Raw genomic sequence first — 19,881 nt, 5'->3', positions numbered from 1 at the left:
TCCCGAGCGGCGGCCGCTGACCGTCACGACCGGGGTGCGGCCTCGCCGGCCCCAGGTGTGTCCTTTGGGCGGACGGCGGGTGAAGCCTGCCTCGTCCTCGAAGCAGATGTAGCCCCCGCAGGCCACCCGGGCGCTTTTACCTCCGCCCAGGTCGCCTCCTTCCAGGCGGTGACGGCCTGTTCGTCGCGCTCGGCGACCCGTCGTGCGGGGACCTGCGGGCTGAAACCGAGCCGGTGCATCAGCCTCGTCGCCCCGGAGACATTGCCGGCTCACCCGCAGAAGCTGTGCCACCTCCGACGGCCTGGTCCCTTGCTCGAACAGCTCCGCAGCCCGCATCCGCACCGACTCCCGGCGCAAGCGTCCCTCAGCGGTCAGCCCGCCCCCATCCGCATACCTCACACACCATCAGATACAGCTACCAACCCACACCCATCAGGAACTTCACGACAGTTCACCCTGACGCGCCGAAGCCAGTAGAGTCGGTCGGGTGACTGCCGGGTCGGCCTTGAGCCATAAACGAGTGAGACGCCCGGCTCTGGCGTGAGCATCCGGCGGGCCAGAGGCCCGCCCTCTCCGTGTCTTCGCTTCCGGCGCCCTTGCGCGGCGCCTCCTCGCAACGGAATCCAAGACCCGGAGAAACAGCACAGATGCCGCACGACCACCAACTGCCTGTCACAGCCGTCCAGTTGAACCACACCGTCGTCCACGCCACGGACCGTCAGCTGTCGGCCGAGTTCCTCGCCGAGATCCTGGGGCTGCGGGTCAGCGCCCCGTTCGGCCCGTTCCTACCCGTCGACCTGGCCAACGGCGTGACGCTCGACTACTACGAAACGCGCGACCAGCCGATCCAGCCGCAGCACTACGCCTTCCTCGTGCCCGACGACCAGTTCGACACAATGATCGCCCGCCTCGAAGCGATCGCAGTCACCTACTACGCCGACCCCAGCCACACCGACCCCGGGCAGATCAACCGGCTCTTCGGCGGCCGCAGCGCCTACTTCGCGGACCCGGACGGCCACAACATGGAGATCATGACCCGGCCGTACGCCCGGCGGTGAAACCTTCCCGGGGCGCGTAGGTCCCGGACAGCGGGGGCGGGTGTGGCGCACTGCCCGCCCCCGGTCCCTGCCCCCGGTGCTCATGACAGCCCCTCTCTTTCAGAAAGGTAAATCGCAGCCCGCCCACACCACCTGGGTGAGGTCGGTGAAGTCGTTGGGCGAGACGACCTTGCGCTGCACGGCGGAGAAGTAGATCTCCACCTGGTTCAACCAGGAGGCGTGTACCGGGGTGTGCACCATGACCGCGTTCGGGAAGGCTCCGCTCTCTCATGGAGTGGTCAGTGACTCATTCGCGACCAGTGATGGCTTCTGCGAGCGGGGTGAAGAGCAGTGTCCAGTTTCCGGGCAGGAGCTTCACGGACGTGAGGTAGCAGCGAACAACTGTCCGCTCGTCCGGGCGGCTGTCCGCCCCGTCCTCCAGGATGGCCTGCAGGCACTCGCCGATGCCCTTGACGAAGCTGCCCTCGTCGAACCCCAGTCGTGTGTAAGCCTGCTGAGCATCTGACGGCAGGGTGAATGAGTCGTCCCACTCGCTGGCCGCGTGCAGCAGGTAGAGAAGGTGACTCCCGGGGTTTGGCAGGTCGGCGCGCAGGCTTCTCGTGGTGAACTCCCGCTCTGTCTCCTTCCAGACAAGCTCTGACGTCTCGACAGCGTCGGCGACGAGGTCCGCCCAGTAGGTCTCGCCGTGTCTGCCGTCGGTCTGCCTCATGTGCTCGGCTGCGAATGCCGCCATCGCGTCCGGGTCGTCGATCAGCGGTGAGACAACGAGGTCGCTCGTGTAGTCGAAGCCGAAGTAGTAGCGGCGCCCGTCCAGTGTGAGTGACTCGATGCCGGCAACGTGGCCGACCCGTCCGGGCAGAGGATCGAAGCGCTTGGCAGGTTCCCGTTCCATGCAGGAGAAGGTAACCGTGGTCGCTGACACTGGAGCTGCCCGTCAAGCGCCAGAACATGATCAACCGTCAGACCTGGCGCACCCGGGACCCGCTCCGCCATGCTCAAGCTTTCCAGCGCAGCGCCCCGCGCTCCACCTGTCCGACCCAGGACTCGGACCGGCCCATTACGGCACCGACCTCGTGGTCACGGACCTCACCCTGGTCGTCGCACGTCGACCGTCTCCCGCTCCGGGTCAGGGCCCTGAGGTGCCGATCTTCTCGTTGGCGAGGCGGATGAGGTCTCTCGCGAAGGCGCGGTGGATCGAGAGGACGATCACCGTCAACGGATGTCCCGTACGGCGTTGGAACTCGAAGCGGCGGAAGGCCATCAGAATCCCCGTCGCCCCGCTCTCCTTGACGGTCCCGATGTCGCGCCACGCGACCGCGTCCCGGACGTGGCCGAAGAGGTCGGTCACGGTCACACCGTCCTCGCGGAGATAGCACTGACACATGCCGAGCCGTCCGGCCAACCAGCGCCAGGAAAAGGCGATGCCGTAGACCGCCAGCGGGATCCCCACCACGATCGCGGTCTTCACTGCGGCGTTGTCCGGCCGCATCACCACCAGCCCGATGAGCAGCGCCACGCAGAACAACAGGACGAACCGTCGCCCGACCTGCCAGATCACCCCGGGGATGCCGATGACGGAGGAACTACGGTGGAGCGCACCGAAATCGGACCCCCGAACCTGCCTTGCCATACCGAATCCCCACCCCGGTTGCAGAGCCGACCGGCGTAGTCGCCGGGTCTCGGCGCCCACTATTCAGGGAGCGCCGGGCAGTTGGCAAGGCTGTCCATGGCGACGTCCCGCGAACCGTGCCCGGCCGCTGGTCGAGGAACGGGTCCTCACCTCACCGCCGCGCCACCGCGATGGCGACAAGGGAGGCGCCCTGAAGCCGGGCGGCCCCGGATCCGAGAAGATCGTTGGCCTGACCCCAGCCGGCCTCACCGCCGCCGCCGAAGCCCTCGGCGACGACCGCCCCATGCGCGGCCGTGCACGCGGTGCACCGTGGCCCGACAAGTGCCGGACCACGGTGCACGGGTGACGGAGGCAATTCCGAACGAGTGTCAGCAGTCCGGAATGACGGTGCCGTTGTTGTCCTTGGCCACGTCGTTGCCCCAGCGCGACAGGTAGAACGCCGACACCCACTGACCGCCCGCTCCGACGTCCGGATCGGTCTTCAGCCACCAGTGGTTGAAGCTGCTCCCGCTGGAGATCTGCCGCCCCCAGGCCTTGCAGAACACGTAGTTGGTGCCCTGGTACAGCGTCCCCGTGGCGGCCGTACTGGTCGGCGAGCCGAACACCGAGGCGTTGGCGAACGTGTCCACCCAGTACTTCCCCGTGGTCGGCGGGGCGCCGCCGCCCGCGCAGTCTGGGATCACGGTGCCGTTGTTGTCCTTGGCCACGTCGTTGCCCCAGCGCGAGAGGTAGTACGCCGAGACCCACTGACCCCCCGGACCGACGTCCGGATCGGTCTTCAGCCACCAGTGGTTGAAGCTCCCGCCACTGGACACCTCCCGCCCCCACGCCTTGCAGAACACGTAGTTGGTGCCCTGGTACAGCGTCCCGGTGGCAGTCGTACTGCTCGGCGAACCGTAGACCGAGGCGTTCGCGAAGGTGTCCACCCAGTACTGGCCGCCACCCGACGGCGGCGGGGTCGTGGAGCCACCACCCGGTCCGTACAGCCGGATCGAGCCGTAGTAGTCGCCGTGCGAGTAGAGCGTCGCCACCTGGACGTAGCCGCCGGAGTACGGCGCCTCGGCGATGTACCCCTGTCCCAGGTAGATCGCCACGTGGTGGATACCGGCGGCGGTGTTCCCGTAGAACACCAGGTCGCCGGGGAGCAGCGGCGCGAGCCCGTCACCCCGGTAGTAGCGGGCCACCGCGCGGGACGTGGGCCACTGGGTGTACGTGGTCCCGTTGATCACGTCGGCGCCGACCGCGAGGTAGTAGGCGTAGCGGACCATGCCCGAGCAGTCCAGCCCGCGCACGTTGCAGTCGTTGGGTGCGCCGTTGGAGGCGTCACAACTTCCGTACGAGGGACCGGGTTGGGCGCCGTGGCCGCCGCCCCAGGAGTAGGGGGTGCCGATCAGGCCGCAGGCGGCGTTGACGGCGGAGGCGGCCTGCGGGGCGGCGCCGGAGGCGAGCACGCCGCAGGCGGGGGCCGCCTGGGCGGGCTGGACGCCGGCGAAGAAGACCGCGAAGGACGCGATGACGGAGAGCAGAGCGGCGTATCTCAGCGGGCGAAGTATCCACCGTGGCACCAGGTTTACGCGCGTAGTCACAGGGCCGTCCAAGTCTGTGGGGACCGGGGATTGATGGCGGCCATTCAAGCACCGGCGCAACGCGCGCCGATAGTCCTCCGACCCACACTCCTCAGTGACTTCTCAGGTCCGCCAGCAACACCCTGACGGCGCGTCGGGTGCTCGCCGCCATGTCGACGGCATCCGGGTCGAGCAGCCACTGCACCTGGAGCCCGTCCATCACCGCGACGATCGCGGCGGCCACCGACCCGACGTCGAACTCGGCCTGCAGCTCGCCGAGTTCGGCAGCCTCGACCAAGGCCTCGGCGACCATCGCCCGCAGGCCCCGGTACCGCTCCCGGAAGTAGCTCTGAGCGGGATGCCCGTCGGTGACGCTCTCAGCGGAGAGCACGGTGTACAGCCGGACGATACCCTCCCGTTCGGAGTTGTGCCGCGCGGTGTCGACCAGGTGGTCCAGGAAGGCAAGACCGCGCGGCCGTTCGGTGCCGAGCTGCTCGATGTCCGACTCGTCGCGCAGCGCCAGCACCCCGCTCAACAGCGCGGTCTTGGACCGGAAGTGGTGCAGCAGGCCGGCCTGGGTGAGCCCCACCCGGTCGGCTATCTCGGCCAGCGAGGCGTGGTGGTAGCCCCGGGTGGCGAAGGTCTCCATCGCGATCCGGAGGATCTCCTCGCGCCGGCTCACCCGGGCCGGTCTGACGGTCTGTCCGCTCTTCATCGCCCGAGTGTACGGGCGCCGCGCCGCTGACCACGGGTTACTTCGCGAGTAACTTCACGAGTAACTTCAAGTATTGAACAAAGAAGCGGCCAACTACTTACCAACCACTCGGTAGGTCTGCTTTCATGCTTGCTGCCACGCACCTCCGGCACCCCACCCAGGACTGGAGACACCTGCATGCACCGCCCCATCCTGCGCCGGCACACCCTGCTCGGCGCCGCCCTGCTCACCGCCGCAACCGTCGCCGCCGGCGCCCTCTCTGTCGTACCGTCAGCAGCAGCCGAAGCCCCAGCGACCATCGCGCCCTACCTCAACCCCCGCCAGCCGGTGGAGCGTCGGGTAAACGACCTGCTGGCCCGAATGACGCTGCCGGAGAAGATCGGCCAGATGACCCAGGCCGAACGCAACGCGGTCGACGGCGACCAGGCGAAGATCACCGAGCTCGGCCTCGGCTCGCTGCTCTCCGGCGGCGGCTCCACCCCCACCCCCAACACCCCGGCCGCCTGGGCCGACATGGTCGACGGTTACCAGGCCCGCGCGCTGGCCGGCCGGCTGCACATCCCGCTGCTCTACGGCGTGGACTCGGTGCACGGCCACGGCAACCTGGTCGGCGCCACCGTCTTCCCGCACAACATCGCCCTCGGTGCCACCCGTGACCCGGAGTTGGTCCGCGAGGCCGCCCACATCACCGCGACCGAGACCCGGGCGACCGGGCCGCAGTGGGTGTTCGCCCCGTGCCTGTGCGTGGCCCGGGACGACCGCTGGGGCCGCACCTACGAGAGCTTCGGCGAGGATCCCGATCTGGTCACCAGCCTGGAGACCGCGATCGACGGCTTCCAGGGCCGCGACGCGAGCCAACTCGACCGCCCCGACCGGGTGCTGGCCACCGCGAAGCACTTCGCGGGCGACGGCTCCACCGCCTACGGCTCCTCGGCCGGCGACTACAAGCTGGACCAGGGCGTGACCATCACCTCGCACGAGCGGTTCCGCCGGATCGACCTGGCACCGTACGTCGCGGCGGTCCGGGAGCACCGGGTCGGCAGCATCATGCCGTCCTACTCCAGCGTGGACTGGACCGAGGACGGCGTCGGCAACCCGGTGAAGATGAGTGCCCATCACGAGCTGCTGACCGAGGTGCTCAAGCAGAAGATCGGCTTCGACGGCTTCCTGATCAGCGACTGGGACGCGATCAATCAACTGCCCGGCGACTACCCGGCCCAGGTCCGGACGGCGGTCAACGCGGGGCTGGACATGTTCATGGTGCCGTACAGCGCCGCCAAGTTCGAGCAGGCGCTGCTCACCGAGGTGCAGGACGGCCGGGTGACCACCGCCCGGATCGACGACGCCGTCCGCCGGATTCTCCGCGCCAAGTTCGAACTCGGCCTTTTCGAGCACCCGTTCACCGACCGCCGGTACGCGGGCACCATCGGCTCGCCCGAGCACCGGGCGGTGGCCAGGGAGGCGGTCGCCAAGTCCCAGGTGCTGCTGAAGAACGACCACCGCGCGCTGCCGCTCAGGCGCGACCAGCGGATCTACGTCGCCGGCGCCAATGCCGACAACCCCGGTAACCAGGCCGGTGGTTGGACGGTCAGCTGGCAGGGCGCCTCCGGCGACACCATCCCCGCCACCACGATCCTCGAGGGCATCCGCCAGTACGCCCCGGACGCCGCCTACAGCCTGGATGCCTCGGCCCCCACCGCCGGCTACCAGGTCGGCATCGTGGTGGTCGGCGAGACCCCGTACGCCGAAGGCGTCGGCGACGTCGGCAACAACGGCCACACCCTCGAACTCTCGGCCGCCGACCGGGCGAACATCGACCGGGTCTGCTCGGCCGTCGCCACCTGCGTGGTGCTGGACGTGGCCGGGCGCCCGCAGATCATCACCGACCAACTCCCCAAGCTGGACGCCTTCGTGATGTCCTGGCTGCCCGGCAGCGAGGGCGCCGGCGTGGCCGACGTGCTGTTCGGCGAGCGCGGCTTCTCCGGGAAGCTCCCGGTCAGCTGGCCGCGCAGCGAGGCCCAGGAGCCGATCAACGTCGGCGACCGCGACTACGACCCGCTGTTCCGGTACGGCTTCGGCCTGACCACCCGCCGCTGATCCCCCCACATCAGGAGCGAACACCCGTGAATCCCAGACAACGGCGTTACAGCATACGCCTGTTCACCGCCGCCACCCTGCTGGCACCCGCCGCCCTGGTCTCCTCCGCTCCCGCCGAGGCCGCCGTCCCCACCGGCTGGACCACCCTGGTCAACCGCAACAGCGGCCGCTGCGTGGACGCCGCGGCCGCCGCCACCGCCAACGGCACCGCCGTCCAGCAGTACGCCTGCAACGGCACCAGCGCGCAGCAGTGGCAGCTCCAGCCGACCGACTCCGGCTACGTCCGGATCGCCAACCTGAACGACGCCACCAAGGTGATCGACGTGACCGGCGTCTCGACCGCCGACAGTGCCAAGCTCCAGCTCTGGGCCTACGGCGGCGGCGCCAACCAGCAGTGGCTGCCGGTCGAGGAGGCCGGCGGCGGCTACCACTTCGTCAACCGCAACAGCGGCAAGTGCCTTGACGTGCCCGGTGCTTCGACGGCCGACGGTGTGGTGCTCCAGCAGTACGCCTGCAACGGCACCACCGCCCAGTCCTTCACCTTCGGCGCCCCGGTCACCCCCGGCAATCCCGACCTCGGGCCGAACGTCACCGTCTTCGACCCGTCGATGTCCGCCGCCTCGATCCAGTCCAAGCTGAACTCGGTCTTCCAGCAGCAGGAGACCAACCAGTTCGGCACCCAGCGCCAGGCCCTGCTGTTCAAGCCCGGCAGTTACACCGTGGACGCCAACGTCGGCTTCTACACCCAGGTCGCCGGTCTCGGCCTGTCCCCCGACGACGTCACGATCAACGGCGGCGTACACGCCGAGGCGGACTGGTTCCAGGGCAACGCGACCCAGAACTTCTGGCGCTCGGCCGAGAACCTCTCGGTCAACCCGCCTTCCGGGACCGACCGTTGGGCGGTCTCGCAGGCCGCCCCGTACCGCCGGATGCACGTCCGGGGCAATCTCCAGCTGGACGACGGCGGCTGGTCCAGCGGCGGGCTGTTGGCCGACTCGAAGATCGACGGCCAGGTCCGGTCCGGCTCCCAGCAGCAGTGGCTGTCCCGCAACTCGCAGTGGGGCAGCTGGAGCGGCTCGAACTGGAACATGGTCTTCGTCGGCGACGTCAACGCCCCCGCCAACACCTTCCCGAGCCCGCCCTACACCACGGTCGGCCAGACCCCGGTGGTCCGCGAGAAGCCCTTCCTGTACGTGGACTCCGCCGGGGCGTACCGGGTGTTCGTGCCCGCGCTGCGCAGCAACTCCACCGGCACCAGCTGGAGTTCGGGCAGCCAACCGGGCGCCTCGCTGCCGATCGACCAGTTCTTCGTGGTGAAGCCGGGCGCCACCGCCACCCAGATCAACGCCGCCCTCGGGCAGGGCAAGAACCTGCTCTTCACTCCCGGCGTCTACCACCTGGACCAGACCCTGAACGTCGCCAGAGCCGGGACGGTGGTCCTCGGCCTCGGCCTGGCCACCCTGATCCCGGACAACGGGATCACCGCGATGACCGTGGCCGACGTGGACGGCGTGAAGATCGCCGGGCTGCTGGTCGACGCGGGCCCGGTCAACTCCCCGGTGCTGATGCAGATCGGCCCGGCCGGCTCGGCCGCCCGGCACAGCGCCGACCCGACCTCGCTGCACGACGTGTTCTTCCGGATCGGCGGCGCGGGTGTCGGCAGGGCCACCCAGAGCCTGGTGGTGAACAGCTCGGACGTGATCGGCGACCACATGTGGATCTGGCGCGCCGACCACGGCAACGGCGTCGGCTGGACCAGCAACACCGCCGCCACCGGGCTGGTGGTGAACGGCACCGACGTCACCATGTACGGCCTGTTCGTCGAGCACTACCAGCAGCACCAGGTGATCTGGAACGGCAACGGCGGGCGGACGTACTTCTACCAGAACGAGATGCCCTACGACCCGCCGAACCAGGCCGCCTGGACGAACGGCTCCACCAAGGGGTACGCCGCGTACAAGGTGGCCGACTCGGTCACCACGCACGAGGCCTGGGGGCTGGGCAGCTACTGCTACTTCAACGTCAACCCGGCGGTGGTGGCCGAGCACGCCTTCGAGGTGCCGAACCGCAGCGGCGTGCGCTTCCACGACATGGTGACCGTCTCGCTCGGCGGCACCGGGACCATCAACCACGTGATCAACAGCACCGGCGGCCCTTCCAACTCCGGCAGCAACGTGGCCAACCTGGTCAGCTATCCGTGACGGTCCTCAGAGCCACACGATCAGAGCTCCTGATCAGAGCCACATGAACGGCGCCCGGGCGGTGAACGACACCGCCCGGGTCGCCGTGTCCAAGGTGTTGTCGGTGACGGTCGCCCGCTGGTCGGCGAAGCGTGAGGAGGTGACGGTCAGGTAGTGGCCGACCGCCTCCACCTGAGTACTGGTCACCGGCTTGGCCGCGCCCGGCGAGGGGGAACCGGAGGCCGCCGGAGTGGCGGCGGGGTCGGCCGTGACGAAGGCGATCGCGGTGCTGTCGGCCGCCAGCACCTGGCGGGCCTTCTCGGCCCCCGCCTGGTCGGCGAACCGGAGCACCGTCACGCTGCTGGTCACCTGCCGGTCCTCGCGGAGGTAGCCGACCGTCACATAGCCCAGGCAGCCGGTGTCGCGCAGCACGTCACGGGCACGGTCGGCCATGGTCTCGACGCAGGGCTCGCCCTGGCGCCCCGCGGTGCGCAGCGCCTTGAACCCGTCCTGTTCGATCGGCTTGGCGGCCGGGAAGTACCGTTCGGCCACGAAGAAGTCCTTCTCGGACAGTGGCTGTACGGGCGGCACGGAATCGGAGGAGACCACCTGGATGGTCCGACCGGCGCCTTCCAGCCAGTCGCCGGTCTTGGCCACCACCACCCCTAGGGTGATCGCCACCGCGCCGACGGAGCAGAGGGCGATCGTCCGGCGTCGGCTGCCGTGCGCCCGATGGGTGTGGCGTTCCCCCTGCGTGGTCATGGCGCAGATTCTAAACGGATGATCCGACGAGCGGACTCACGGGGGCGGCGCTGTACCGCACCCGGGTGACTGTGACAACCCGCACACGTTCCGAGAGATCTTCTGGGTGGTTCCCTCTGGCGCGACTCCAGGTCGCCCGGGCAGGATCAAGTCCATGGATCTGCTTGACACCCTCACCGCCAAGGGCCTGCGCCGGGAAACTCCCACCCGGGAGGAGGCCCTGGCCGTACTCGCCACCACCGACGACGAGTTGCTGGACGTGGTCGCGGCCGCCGGCCGGGTGCGCCGCCAGTGGTTCGGCCGCCGGGTCAAGCTCAACTACCTGGTGAACCTCAAGAGCGGCCTCTGCCCCGAGGACTGCAACTACTGCTCGCAGCGGCTCGGGTCCAAGGCCGAGATCCTCAAGTACACCTGGCTCAAGCCCGAGCAGGCCGCCGAGGCCGCCGCCGCCGGTCTCGCGGGCGGTGCGAAGCGGGTCTGCCTGGTCGCCAGCGGACGCGGTCCGACGGACCGTGACATCGACCGGGTGGCCGACACCATCGCCGCCATCAAGGACGCCAACGAGGCAGTCGAGGTCTGCGCCTGTCTGGGCCTGCTCTCCGACAACCAGGCCGAGCGGCTGAAGGCGGCGGGCGCCGACGCCTACAACCACAACCTGAACACCTCGGAAGCCACCTACGGCGACATCACCACCACCCACACCTACGCGGACCGGGTGGACACCGTCACCAAGGCGCACGGCGCCGGGCTCTCCGCCTGCTCCGGCCTGATCGCGGGTATGGGCGAGAGCGACGCGGACCTGGTGGACGTGGTCTTCGCGCTCCGCGAGATCGGCTCCGACTCGGTGCCGGTCAACTTCCTGATCCCGTTCGAGGGCACCCCGCTGGCCAAGGAGTGGAACCTCACCCCGCAGCGCTGCCTGCGCATCCTGGCGATGGTCCGGTTCGTCTGCCCCGACGTCGAGGTGCGGATCGCCGGCGGCCGCGAGGTGCACCTGCGGTCGATGCAGCCGCTCGGCCTGCACATCGCCAACTCGATCTTCCTCGGCGACTACCTCACCAGTGAGGGCCAGGCCGGTCAGACCGACCTCGACATGATCGCGGACGCGGGCTTCGAGGTGGAGGGCGCGGGCGAGCCGACCCTGCCCCGGCACCGCTCGGAGGCCGGGCTCGGTGGCGGCTGCGGCACCGGTGGCGGTGGCTGCGGCGACGCCGAGGCTGAGACCGGCGCGCACGCCTGCGGCACCGGCGGCTGCGGTCCGTGCGGCGGCCACACCCCGGAGGCCACCGACACCCACGAGAACGACGAGCTGCGCTCCGACCTGGTCCGGGTCCGCCGCCGTGGCGCGGGTACCGAACTGGCCCCGAACGCCTAGGAACTGACGCACCGTGAGCACCCTTCTCGACCTCGACCGGGCGCACGTCTGGCACCCGTACGCGCCGATGCCCGGCACCTCGACCCCGTACGTGGTCGAGTCCGCCTCCGGGGTCCGGCTCCGGCTCGCCGAGCCTGTGGCCGGGCACCGGGAGCTGATCGACGGCATGTCCTCCTGGTGGGCCGCGATCCACGGCTACCGGCACCCGGTGCTGGACGAGGCGGTCCGCGACCAGCTCGGCCGGATGAGCCACGTGATGTTCGGCGGGCTCACCCACGAGCCCGCCGTCCGGCTGGCGGCCAAACTGGTGGAGATCACCCCCGAGCCGCTCCAGCACGTGTTCCTGGCCGACTCGGGCTCGGTGGCCGTCGAGGTCGCGATCAAGATGTGCCTGCAGTACTGGCAGTCGACCGGCCGGCCCGAGAAGCGCCGGATGCTCACCTGGCGTGGCGGCTACCACGGCGACACCTTCCACCCGATGTCGGTCTGCGACCCCGAGGGCGGGATGCACCAGCTCTGGGGCGGGGTGCTGCCGCGTCAGCTGTTCGCGGGCGAGCCGCCGGCCGGTTTCGCGGCCGAGCCGGACGAGGCGTACGCCGGGCAGCTGGCCGCCCTGATCGCCGAGCACGCGGACGAGCTGGCCGCGGTGATCGTCGAGCCGGTGGTGCAGGGCGCGGGCGGGATGCGCTTCCACTCCCCCGCCTACCTGCGGCTGCTGCGTGAACTCTGCGACCGGTACGGCGTGTTGCTGATCTTCGACGAGATCGCCACCGGCTTCGGCCGGACCGGCGAGCTGTTCGCCGCCGACCACGCGGGGGTCTCCCCCGACGTGCTCTGCCTGGGCAAGGCGCTGACCGGCGGGTACCTGACCATGGCCGCCACCCTGTGCACCGCCCGGATCGCCGACGGCATTAGCCAGGGCGAACTGCCGGTGCTGGCGCACGGGCCGACCTTCATGGGCAACCCGCTCGCCGCCGCCGTCGCCAACGCCTCGATCGACCTGCTGCTCCGTCAGGACTGGCGGACCGAGGTGAAGCGGATCGAGGCCGGACTGACCGAGGGGCTGGCCGAGGCGGCCGAGCTCCCCGGCGTCGCCGACGTCCGGGTGCTCGGCGCGATCGGGGTGGTCCAGCTCGACCACCCGGTGGACGTCCGGGCCGCCACCGAGGCCGCCGCCCGGGAGGGCGTCTGGCTCCGCCCGTTCCGCGATCTGCTCTACACCATGCCGCCGTTCATCACCTCCGACGCCGACCTGGCCCGGATCACCACGGCCGTGGCCGCTGCGGCGGTGGCCGGATGACCGCCACCGTCCTGTTCGTCACCGGCACCGGCACCGAGGTCGGCAAGACCGCCGTCACCGCAGCCGTCGCCGCCCTCGCCCCGTCGGTGGCCGTGCTGAAGCCCGGTCAGACCGGGGTCACCGCGACCGAGCCCGGCGACGCCGAGGAGGTCGCCCGACTGGCCGGCCCGCACGTCACCATCCGCGAACTGGCCCGCTACCCCGAGCCGTTGGCCCCCGACACCGCCGCCCGCCGGTCCGGCCTGCCGACCCTACGCCCGCAGCAGGTCGCCGACGCGGTGGCCGAACTGGCCTCCGTACACCGGCTGGTGCTGGTCGAGGGCGCGGGCGGCCTGCTGGTCCGCTACGACGCCGACGGCCACACCCTCGCCGACCAGGCACTCGCCACCGCCGCCCTCGGCCTCCGAGTCCAGGTCCTGCTGGTCGCCTCCGCCGGGCTCGGCACCCTGAACACCACCGCCCTGACCGCCGAGGCGCTGCGCACTCGCGGCCTGGACACACTCGGTGTGGTGATCGGCAGTTGGCCCGCAGACCCGGACCTCGCCACCCGCTGTAACCTCACCGACCTCCCCCGCGCCGCCGGGGCCCCGCTGCTCGGCGCACTCCCGCACGGCGCCCCGCACTCCCCCGACTTCCCCACCCTCGCCAAGTCCTTCCTGGCCCCACCCCTCGGCGGCACCTGGGACGCAGCCGCCTTCACGGCGGCCCACCCCGCCTGATCCTCAGACCAGGTGGGCGTAGACCACGGTGTTCTCCTGGTAACCGCCGTGCGCCCGGTCGTAGCGGCCACCGCAGGTGATCAGACGTAGCTCAGGGCGCGGGGCGGGACCGTAGACGCGCTGCTCGGGGAAGTCGTCCTTGGGGTGGTTCTGCACGGCGTCCACCGTGAAACGGGCGGTGGAGCCGTCAGCCCGGTCCACCTCGATCTGCTGACCGGCCGTCAGGGTGGCCAGGCGGAAGAAGACGGCGGGGCCACGCGCGGTGTCCACATGCCCGGTGATCAGAGCGGTGCCGGTCTCCCGGGCGCAGCGATCCGCTCTGATCGAGGGTCAACTGCCCCAGCGACGTGTCGATGCCGAGCACGGGAATCCGGACCCGGACCGGGACCGCACGGGCCAGCCCCACTGCCGCAGTGGCCGCCCGGCTCGCCACTGCCGGTGGGGCGACCACTGGAGCGGCCGAGGGCAGGGCCGGGCCCGGCGGGGCACTCAGGCCGATCTGCCAGGCCCCGGCCACCATCAGGCCGGACAGGGCCAGCAGCAGCGCGGGGGCTCGCAGGCCGCGTCGCCGCAGCACGCCGACCGCCGTGGCCATCCGTTCCTCCTCCGTGCGGTGACCGGGACGGCGGTCTGCCGTCCCGGCCCGGGCCGATGCTCGGTCAGTTCTCCTGGTTGGCCTGCCGACGCCGAAGTACGACCGCACTGCCCGCCATCAGCACGGCACCCGCGCCGAGCGAGAGCGCGACCGGAGTGCTTCCGCCCTCCGCCGGACCGGCGCCCGCCGCCACTGCGCCGTGCGGCGCCGGAGCGGGCGGGACCAGCGCGGCGGGGGTCGCGGCCGCACCCGGGGCCGGGACGGTGGTACCGCCCGGCAGACTGGCCGGCAGGTTCTCGCAGGCGATCCTGTTCTTGTTCGCGTCCAGCCGGTTCGGATCGGAGGGGTCCGCGTCGAAGACGGCCTGCGCCTCCGGCTGGGTCCGGAACTGCGGGCAGTCCAGGTCGCCGGTCTGGGCCTGGGCGGCCCCGGCGAGCGGCACACCGGCGAGCGTGATCAACAGGGCCGCGCCGACCGCATTGGCAATACGCATGAGCTGAACTCCAGTACGTCGAGTGACAGGACTGCCACCAGTTACGTCCGCAGTTCCCGGCCCGTGCCACTCGGCGGACCCACCGGCGTGAGCGCACGCCGGAGCGCGCCACCCCCTCGTACCGAGGCGCACATCCCGTCAGAGTGTCCGCAAGGCCACCCCGAGGTCCGGACCGCAGTTCTCCCAGCACACGATGTCCCCGGCATTGGACACCAGGTCGCCGAGGTACCAGTCGCCCTCCACGGTCCGAACGACGCAGGTTCCCTCCTCCACGTCGATCCCGCAGTCGACTTGGAGCAGCGTGCCCTCGTGGGTGACGGTACCGAGGGTGTCGAGCAGCCTGGCCTCCCGGCTGCCGGTGAGGCGCTGGATGTCGGCCAGGTACCAGGGCTCGGGCAGGCGGTCGTCGCGCGGGTCGGCAGGGAGGAGTTCGACCACTGCGTGGCCGAGCCGGGGCCTGATCCACTCCTCGTCGCGTTCGATGCCGAGGACCCCGCCGAGGACGGCCATGTCGAAGGTGCCGACAAGGGTCTGCCACCGGAACGGGACTCGCGAGACATGGGAGGGAAAGTCCCCTGCGGATGAACTGCCCGGGCCGAACTCCTCCTTCGGGCACGGCCCGTCGTCGGTGTACCGGTGGGCGAAGAAGGCGTTGATCCAGCCGGTGACCGAGGCGCCACCGGATCGCGACCGGTACTTGTAGAGCGAGCGCCAGAACTCCTGCTCCACACCCCGCCCTGCGGCTGTCGCGGCGATCTCGTCCAGTACCGGGTGCAGAGCGGTGAACCAGGGCCGCAGCCCCTCGAACCGGTCGGCGAGCCCGCGCACCCGCAGCGCCAGCAGGTCCCAGTCTCCGGCCGTTCCCTCCAGCCTGATCCGGGGGATGCCGCACAGGCTCTTCCAGCGGAAGCGGTAGTACGGGCTGACGACGTCCATCAGCGCCACCAGCGCGGCGGTGGCATCGGCGGACGTAGTGGTCGAGAAGGCCGGTTGGAAGAGCTCGGCCGTCTCGGTTCCGATCCGCTCGCGCAGCGGCTCCTGCACCAGGTTGATCGAGCGCTCCCAGTCCGAGGGCGCCGAATCGTCGTACACGGTGATGGTCTGCCGGAATCCCGGCGTATCGGTGAACAGCCCCTCGTACGCAACGGAGTTGAGGCGAACGTGCACGGCCACCTCATGCACGACCGCGTACCACAGCAGATCCGGCGAGAGACTCAGCGGAAGGTGCGCGGTGAAGGACAGGTGGAGGGCGCGCAGCAACAGACTGGAGTTCGGCTCGACCGCCCCCGGAGTCGCGGTGACCCAGCCGACCAGCCGGTCGGTGCTCCGATGGTGAAAAGCCGCCGGATCCCGCAGCACAGCCCGCAGGAACCGCTCGTTGCCGATCTCACCGAGCTCCCCGGCAAGCCGAGCAGCCTTGGCGTCCCCCTCCGGGTCATCCGTGAGCGGTAGGTAGATCTCGAAAGCCATATCGCCCCCTCGGTCGTAATCCCCGATTCTAGGATCAGCAAAGGGTATTCCGATGGTGTGTCAGATTTGAGCTTTCGTCATCTCTGGGACCACCGCCTTGACCTCGGGTTTTGTTGAGATTGAGTGAGCATTTCAAGGTGGTCGGCCCAGGCATCAGCTGATAGCAGTTAGATTGCCTCGCAATACGCGGGTCTGTCCCCCTCTCTCTTCGGCACAACAGGTCGAAGGGTCAGCCGCGTGGGAAAGGCAAAGGCACCCTCACCCATGAGTGCGAACACCACCACCCAGGCCGCGTCGCCTCCGGAGACCCCGGACCACGGCGCACCGGACGGCGGCCACCTGAAGGCCGGGCTCAAGAACCGGCACCTGTCCATGATCGCCATCGGCGGCGTGATCGGAGCCGGCCTGTTCGTCGGTTCCGGCGCCGGCATCGCCTCCACCGGCCCCGGCATCCTGCTGTCCTACGCGCTGGCCGGTGTGCTGGTGGTCATGGTGATGCGGATGCTCGGCGAGATGGCCGCCGCCGACCCGCAGAGCGGTTCGTTCTCGGCCTACGCGGACCGGGCGCTGGGGCGCTGGGCGGGCTTCAGCATCGGCTGGCTGTACTGGTTCTTCTGGGTCGTCGTGCTGGCGGTGGAAGCCACCGCCGGCGCCAAGATCCTCAATTCCTGGGTACCCGGCGTGCCGCAGTGGGCGTTCGCCCTGGCGGTGATGGCCGTGCTGACGGCGACCAACCTGTTCTCGGTCGCCTCGTACGGCGAGTTCGAGTTCTGGTTCGCGGGCATCAAGGTGGTGGCGATCATCGCCTTCATCGTGATCGGCGGTCTGGCCGTGTTCGGGCTGCTGCCCGGCACCGACGCGGTCGGCATGACCAACCTGACCGGCAACGGCGGCTTCCTCCCGCACGGGGTGGGAGCGGTGTTCACCGGCATGCTGACCGTGGTCTTCGCCTTCATGGGCAGCGAGATCGTCACCCTCGCGGCCGGCGAGTCCGCCGATCCTGAGAAGGCCGTCAGCAAGGCCACCAACAGCGTGATCTGGCGGATCGGCGTCTTCTACCTCGGCTCGATCGCGATCGTGGTCACCCTGCTGCCGTGGAACGACGCCTCGGTGAAGGGCAGCCCGTACGTCGCGGTACTGGAGCACGTGGGCATCCCGGGCGCGGGCCGGGTGATGGACGTGATCGTGCTGACGGCCGTGCTCTCCTGCCTCAACTCGGGTCTGTACACCGCCTCCCGGATGGCGTTCTCGCTCGGGCAGCGGGGCGACGCGCCCCGGGCCTTCGCCCGGGTGAGCGCGCGCGGGGTGCCGCGTACCGCGATTCTGTCCTCGGTGGTCTTCGGCTTCGTCGCGGTGTTCTTCAACTACACCTCACCGGACACCGTCTTCAAGTTCCTGATCAACTCCTCGGGCGCGGTGGCGCTCTTCGTCTGGCTGGTGATCTGCTTCTCGCAGCTGCGGATGCGGAAGATCATCGAGCGGGAGTCGCCCGAGCGCCTCACCGTCCGGATGTGGCTGTACCCCTACCTGACCTGGGCGACGATCGGCCTGATCGGGTTCGTCATGGTGTACATGTTCACCGACGCCGAAGGGCGCACGCAGATGTACCTGTCGTTGGTCGCCGCCGCCGTCGTGCTGATCGCGGCAGCCGTCGTGGACCGCCGCCGCAAGGCCGCTCTCCAGGCCTGACACCGCTTCAGGGGGTTCGGGCTCGGCACCGTCTGCGGGCCCGAACCTCCCCGGTCTCCTGCCCTGGGTTCTCGGCATGCTGCTGCCCGGGTGGTGGCGAAACCCGCTGGTAGGTCGGGATGGCGCGCCCGTAGAATCCCCTGCTTGTGACCGAGATCAGTACCGCCCCGAGCAACATCCCCGCCGCGCCCGACCGCTCGCCGCTGGCTGCGGATGCCGAACTGGTCGGCGCCGCCGTGGCAGCTGCGGGTCGGGGCATGGTCGACCGGGAGACGGTGGCCGAGGTGGTCATGCTCTGTGCGGTCGCGGGGGAGCACCTGTTGGTCGTCGGTGCGCCGGGCACCGCGAAGTCCGAGGCCGTACGCCGGATCGCCGGTCAGCTCGGGGGGCGCTACTTCGAGTACCTGCTCGGCCGGTTCACCGAGCCGAACGAGCTGTTCGGCCCGGTCGATCTACGCGGACTGCGGGAGGGCCGGGTCGAGTTCGAGACCGCCGGGATGCTCCCCGAGGCCGAGATCGCCTTCCTGGACGAGGTCTTCCTCGGTTCCACGGCGGTGCTGAACACCCTGCTCGGACTGCTCAACGAACGAGTCTTCCGCCGGGGTCGGACCGTCCTCGCCAGCCCGCTGCGGATCTGTGTGGGCGCTGCCAACCACCTGCCCGAGGACCCGGCGCTGGCCGCCTTCGCGGACCGTTTCCTGGCCCGGGTGTTCGTCGAGCCGGTGGCCGACGCCCGGCTGGAGGAGCTGCTGGAGGCCGGCCGTCGCCCCGCCGCCGCACCGGCCGCCCACGGCACCCCCGGCGGCATGCTCGCCGCCGTGGACCGGCTGGCCGCCGCCGCCCGCGCCTGCGACCTCGACGAGGTCACCCCGCTGGTCGGGACGGCGCTGCGCCGACTGCGCGGCGCCGGGGTGCCGGTCAGCGACCGGCGGGCGGTTCGCTCACAGAAGTTGGTCGCCGCCGCTGCCGTGCTGGACGGCCGGACGGTCGCCTCCGCGCGCGACCTCTGGGTGCTGCCGCTGGTCGCCCCGACCGCCGACACCCAGGCGCTGGCCCGGGACACCCTCGCGGATCTGGTGGAGAAGTCCGCCAACCGCAGCCTGGTGCACGCCGCCGAGGASCTCTCCCGCAGCACGGCCGCCCGCGCCGAACGGCTGGCCCACACCGGCACCGCGCTGCTCGCCGAGCACCGGGGCCTGCCCGAGGGACGGGACTCGCGGCTGCGGCTGGAGGCCGCCCTGCGCGAGATCGATGCGGGCTTCGACCCGGCCGAACTGCCGGCCCCGCTGGCCGGGATACGGGCCGAGCTGGTCGCGGCGGTCACCCCCTCGTGACCCTCGATCAGCTCAGCCCGTCCTTCCCCCTCCAATGGGAGCGCCGCGAGCCGCCGCTGCCGTCCGTCGCCGTACTCGCGGTCGGCGCCGCGGTGCCCGGCCTGGCCGTCGCAGCTCGGGAGCGGGTCCGTGCCGGGGCCCGCCTCGCCGTACTCGCCGAGGACGGTCCTGGCCTGCCCACCACCGACCGGGTGCTGCTCGTACTCGGCGCGGAGCAGGACCTGCCGTGGGCGGACGGCGCCCGCTACCTGGGCCGGGACGCGGGCCTGCTGACACCCACCACCGCCCGCCCCACACCCGCCGCCACGCTCTGGCGCCGAGCTCTCGGCGCGGCGGAGGGTCAGCTGTGCGTGCTCGTCCCCGGTCGCGCCCTGGTCGCCGACCCGCCGGTGCCGCTCGTCTCCGGGGACGCGCTTGATCCGTTCACCCGGCCGACCGGCACCGATCCCGACAGCGGAGCGGACGGCACCTCGTGACCCGGCCGGTGACGACCTCCCGACTGCCCGCCGCCCTCGCCCCGTGGGCCACTGCCCTCTCGGCGATCTCGCCCGAACTCGCCGTCGCGCTGGGCCCGTTGCTGCGTCGCCTGGATGCCCTGGTCGGCGAGCGCGAGCCCGTGGCCGACGTCCACGGTGACCCCGACGGCCTCGGCGGGCTCTCCCGCTCGGGGCGGCCGGACCAGCTGCTGCCCTCCGAGTGGCTGCTCGCGGACGAGTACCCCGAGGAGTTCCTGCGCCGCCTGGTGGACGGTGAACTGCTGCACCTGGCACCGGAGTTCAACAAGCCCACGGTGCGCGGCCGAATGGTCGCGCTGGTCGACGCCGGCCCCACCCAGGCAGGTGCCGGGCGGCTGGTCCAGCTCGCCGCACTGCTGGTCCTGCACCGCCGGGCGGCCGCGC

18 protein-coding genes and 1 pseudogene are annotated in these 19,881 nt (G+C 70.6%); 10 read left to right on the top strand and 9 right to left on the bottom strand.

Annotated features, from left to right (window positions below):
• Window positions 1-23: 23 nt before the first annotated feature.
• The gene (locus ASC99_RS37325) at window positions 24-239 is read right to left on the bottom strand and encodes a winged helix-turn-helix domain-containing protein (protein ID WP_235583046.1); all 216 of its coding nucleotides are present in this window, start codon (window positions 237-239) and stop codon (window positions 24-26) included.
• Between the two features lie 408 nt (window positions 240-647).
• On the opposite strand from ASC99_RS37325, the gene ASC99_RS16990 reads away from it, so the two are divergent.
• Window positions 648-1,058, top strand: a complete 411-nt coding sequence (locus tag ASC99_RS16990; RefSeq protein ID WP_057232934.1) for a VOC family protein — start codon at window positions 648-650, stop codon at window positions 1,056-1,058.
• A 286-nt stretch (window positions 1,059-1,344) separates the two neighbouring features.
• Here the strand turns inward: ASC99_RS16990 and ASC99_RS16985 are convergent, their stop codons facing one another.
• The 4 genes from ASC99_RS16985 to ASC99_RS16970 all read right to left on the bottom strand — a co-directional run bounded on the left by ASC99_RS16985 (window position 1,345) and on the right by ASC99_RS16970 (window position 4,968).
• Window positions 1,345-1,950 (bottom strand): hypothetical protein, encoded by a 606-nt coding sequence (locus ASC99_RS16985; RefSeq protein ID WP_057232933.1) that lies wholly within the window; start codon window positions 1,948-1,950, stop codon window positions 1,345-1,347.
• Window positions 1,951-2,184: 234 nt separating this feature from the next.
• Complete coding sequence (locus ASC99_RS16980; protein ID WP_057232931.1) at window positions 2,185-2,688, bottom strand: hypothetical protein; 504 nt, start codon at window positions 2,686-2,688, stop codon at window positions 2,185-2,187.
• A gap of 368 nt (window positions 2,689-3,056) precedes the next feature.
• Entirely contained in the window at window positions 3,057-4,274 is a 1,218-nt protein-coding gene (locus tag ASC99_RS39730; protein ID WP_200948342.1) for a C40 family peptidase, read from the bottom strand.
• Window positions 4,275-4,365: 91 nt separating this feature from the next.
• Window positions 4,366-4,968 (bottom strand): TetR/AcrR family transcriptional regulator, encoded by a 603-nt coding sequence (locus ASC99_RS16970; protein ID WP_235502627.1) that lies wholly within the window; start codon window positions 4,966-4,968, stop codon window positions 4,366-4,368.
• Window positions 4,969-5,112: 144 nt separating this feature from the next.
• On the opposite strand from ASC99_RS16970, the pseudogene ASC99_RS16965 reads away from it, so the two are divergent.
• Together ASC99_RS16965 and ASC99_RS16960 are read left to right on the top strand one after the other, a co-directional pair.
• Window positions 5,113-7,056 (top strand): annotated as a pseudogene (locus tag ASC99_RS16965) (glycoside hydrolase family 3 protein); the annotation flags it as partial.
• Window positions 7,057-7,091: 35 nt separating this feature from the next.
• Window positions 7,092-9,266, top strand: a complete 2,175-nt coding sequence (locus tag ASC99_RS16960; protein ID WP_057232926.1) for an RICIN domain-containing protein — start codon at window positions 7,092-7,094, stop codon at window positions 9,264-9,266.
• A 33-nt stretch (window positions 9,267-9,299) separates the two neighbouring features.
• Here ASC99_RS16960 and ASC99_RS16955 read toward each other — a convergent pair whose 3' ends face one another.
• The gene (locus tag ASC99_RS16955) at window positions 9,300-10,007 is read right to left on the bottom strand and encodes a hypothetical protein (protein ID WP_057232924.1); all 708 of its coding nucleotides are present in this window, start codon (window positions 10,005-10,007) and stop codon (window positions 9,300-9,302) included.
• Between the two features lie 154 nt (window positions 10,008-10,161).
• On the opposite strand from ASC99_RS16955, the gene bioB reads away from it, so the two are divergent.
• From bioB to bioD, 3 genes are all read left to right on the top strand, one after another.
• Window positions 10,162-11,382, top strand: coding sequence for a biotin synthase BioB (gene bioB / locus ASC99_RS16950; protein WP_057232922.1), 1,221 nt, complete (start codon window positions 10,162-10,164; stop codon window positions 11,380-11,382).
• 67 nt (window positions 11,383-11,449) lie between these two features.
• The gene (locus ASC99_RS16945; RefSeq protein ID WP_235502648.1) at window positions 11,450-12,682 is read left to right on the top strand and encodes an adenosylmethionine--8-amino-7-oxononanoate transaminase; all 1,233 of its coding nucleotides are present in this window, start codon (window positions 11,450-11,452) and stop codon (window positions 12,680-12,682) included.
• Window positions 12,679-13,401 (top strand): dethiobiotin synthase, encoded by a 723-nt coding sequence (gene bioD / locus ASC99_RS16940; protein ID WP_057232918.1) that lies wholly within the window; start codon window positions 12,679-12,681, stop codon window positions 13,399-13,401. Before ASC99_RS16945 ends, bioD begins: the two co-directional genes overlap by 4 nt.
• A gap of 3 nt (window positions 13,402-13,404) precedes the next feature.
• Here the strand turns inward: bioD and ASC99_RS40570 are convergent, their stop codons facing one another.
• From ASC99_RS40570 to ASC99_RS16925, 3 genes are all read right to left on the bottom strand, one after another.
• Entirely contained in the window at window positions 13,405-13,671 is a 267-nt protein-coding gene (locus ASC99_RS40570; protein WP_235583045.1) for a sortase domain-bontaining protein, read from the bottom strand.
• Window positions 13,672-14,060: 389 nt separating this feature from the next.
• Window positions 14,061-14,489, bottom strand: coding sequence for a hypothetical protein (locus ASC99_RS16930; RefSeq protein WP_057232916.1), 429 nt, complete (start codon window positions 14,487-14,489; stop codon window positions 14,061-14,063).
• Between the two features lie 138 nt (window positions 14,490-14,627).
• Window positions 14,628-15,959, bottom strand: coding sequence for a DUF4419 domain-containing protein (locus ASC99_RS16925; RefSeq protein ID WP_057232914.1), 1,332 nt, complete (start codon window positions 15,957-15,959; stop codon window positions 14,628-14,630).
• A gap of 264 nt (window positions 15,960-16,223) precedes the next feature.
• Here ASC99_RS16925 and ASC99_RS16920 point away from each other — a divergent pair, with 264 nt between their 5' ends.
• The 4 genes from ASC99_RS16920 to ASC99_RS16905 form a co-directional block, all read left to right on the top strand.
• The gene (locus ASC99_RS16920) at window positions 16,224-17,648 is read left to right on the top strand and encodes an amino acid permease (RefSeq protein ID WP_057232912.1); all 1,425 of its coding nucleotides are present in this window, start codon (window positions 16,224-16,226) and stop codon (window positions 17,646-17,648) included.
• 146 nt (window positions 17,649-17,794) lie between these two features.
• The gene (locus ASC99_RS41930; protein ID WP_304440744.1) at window positions 17,795-18,982 is read left to right on the top strand and encodes an AAA family ATPase; all 1,188 of its coding nucleotides are present in this window, start codon (window positions 17,795-17,797) and stop codon (window positions 18,980-18,982) included.
• Window positions 18,979-19,458 (top strand): hypothetical protein, encoded by a 480-nt coding sequence (locus tag ASC99_RS16910; RefSeq protein WP_057232910.1) that lies wholly within the window; start codon window positions 18,979-18,981, stop codon window positions 19,456-19,458. Before ASC99_RS41930 ends, ASC99_RS16910 begins: the two co-directional genes overlap by 4 nt.
• An 8-nt stretch (window positions 19,459-19,466) precedes the next feature.
• On the top strand, window positions 19,467-19,881 hold a 415-nt coding region (locus ASC99_RS16905; protein WP_200948341.1), incomplete at its 3' end, for a hypothetical protein.

The sequence above is a fragment of the Kitasatospora sp. Root107 genome, from assembly GCF_001424875.1.
Classification (GTDB): domain Bacteria; phylum Actinomycetota; class Actinomycetes; order Streptomycetales; family Streptomycetaceae; genus Kitasatospora.
This window is presented reverse-complemented; position numbering and strand designations above follow the sequence as displayed.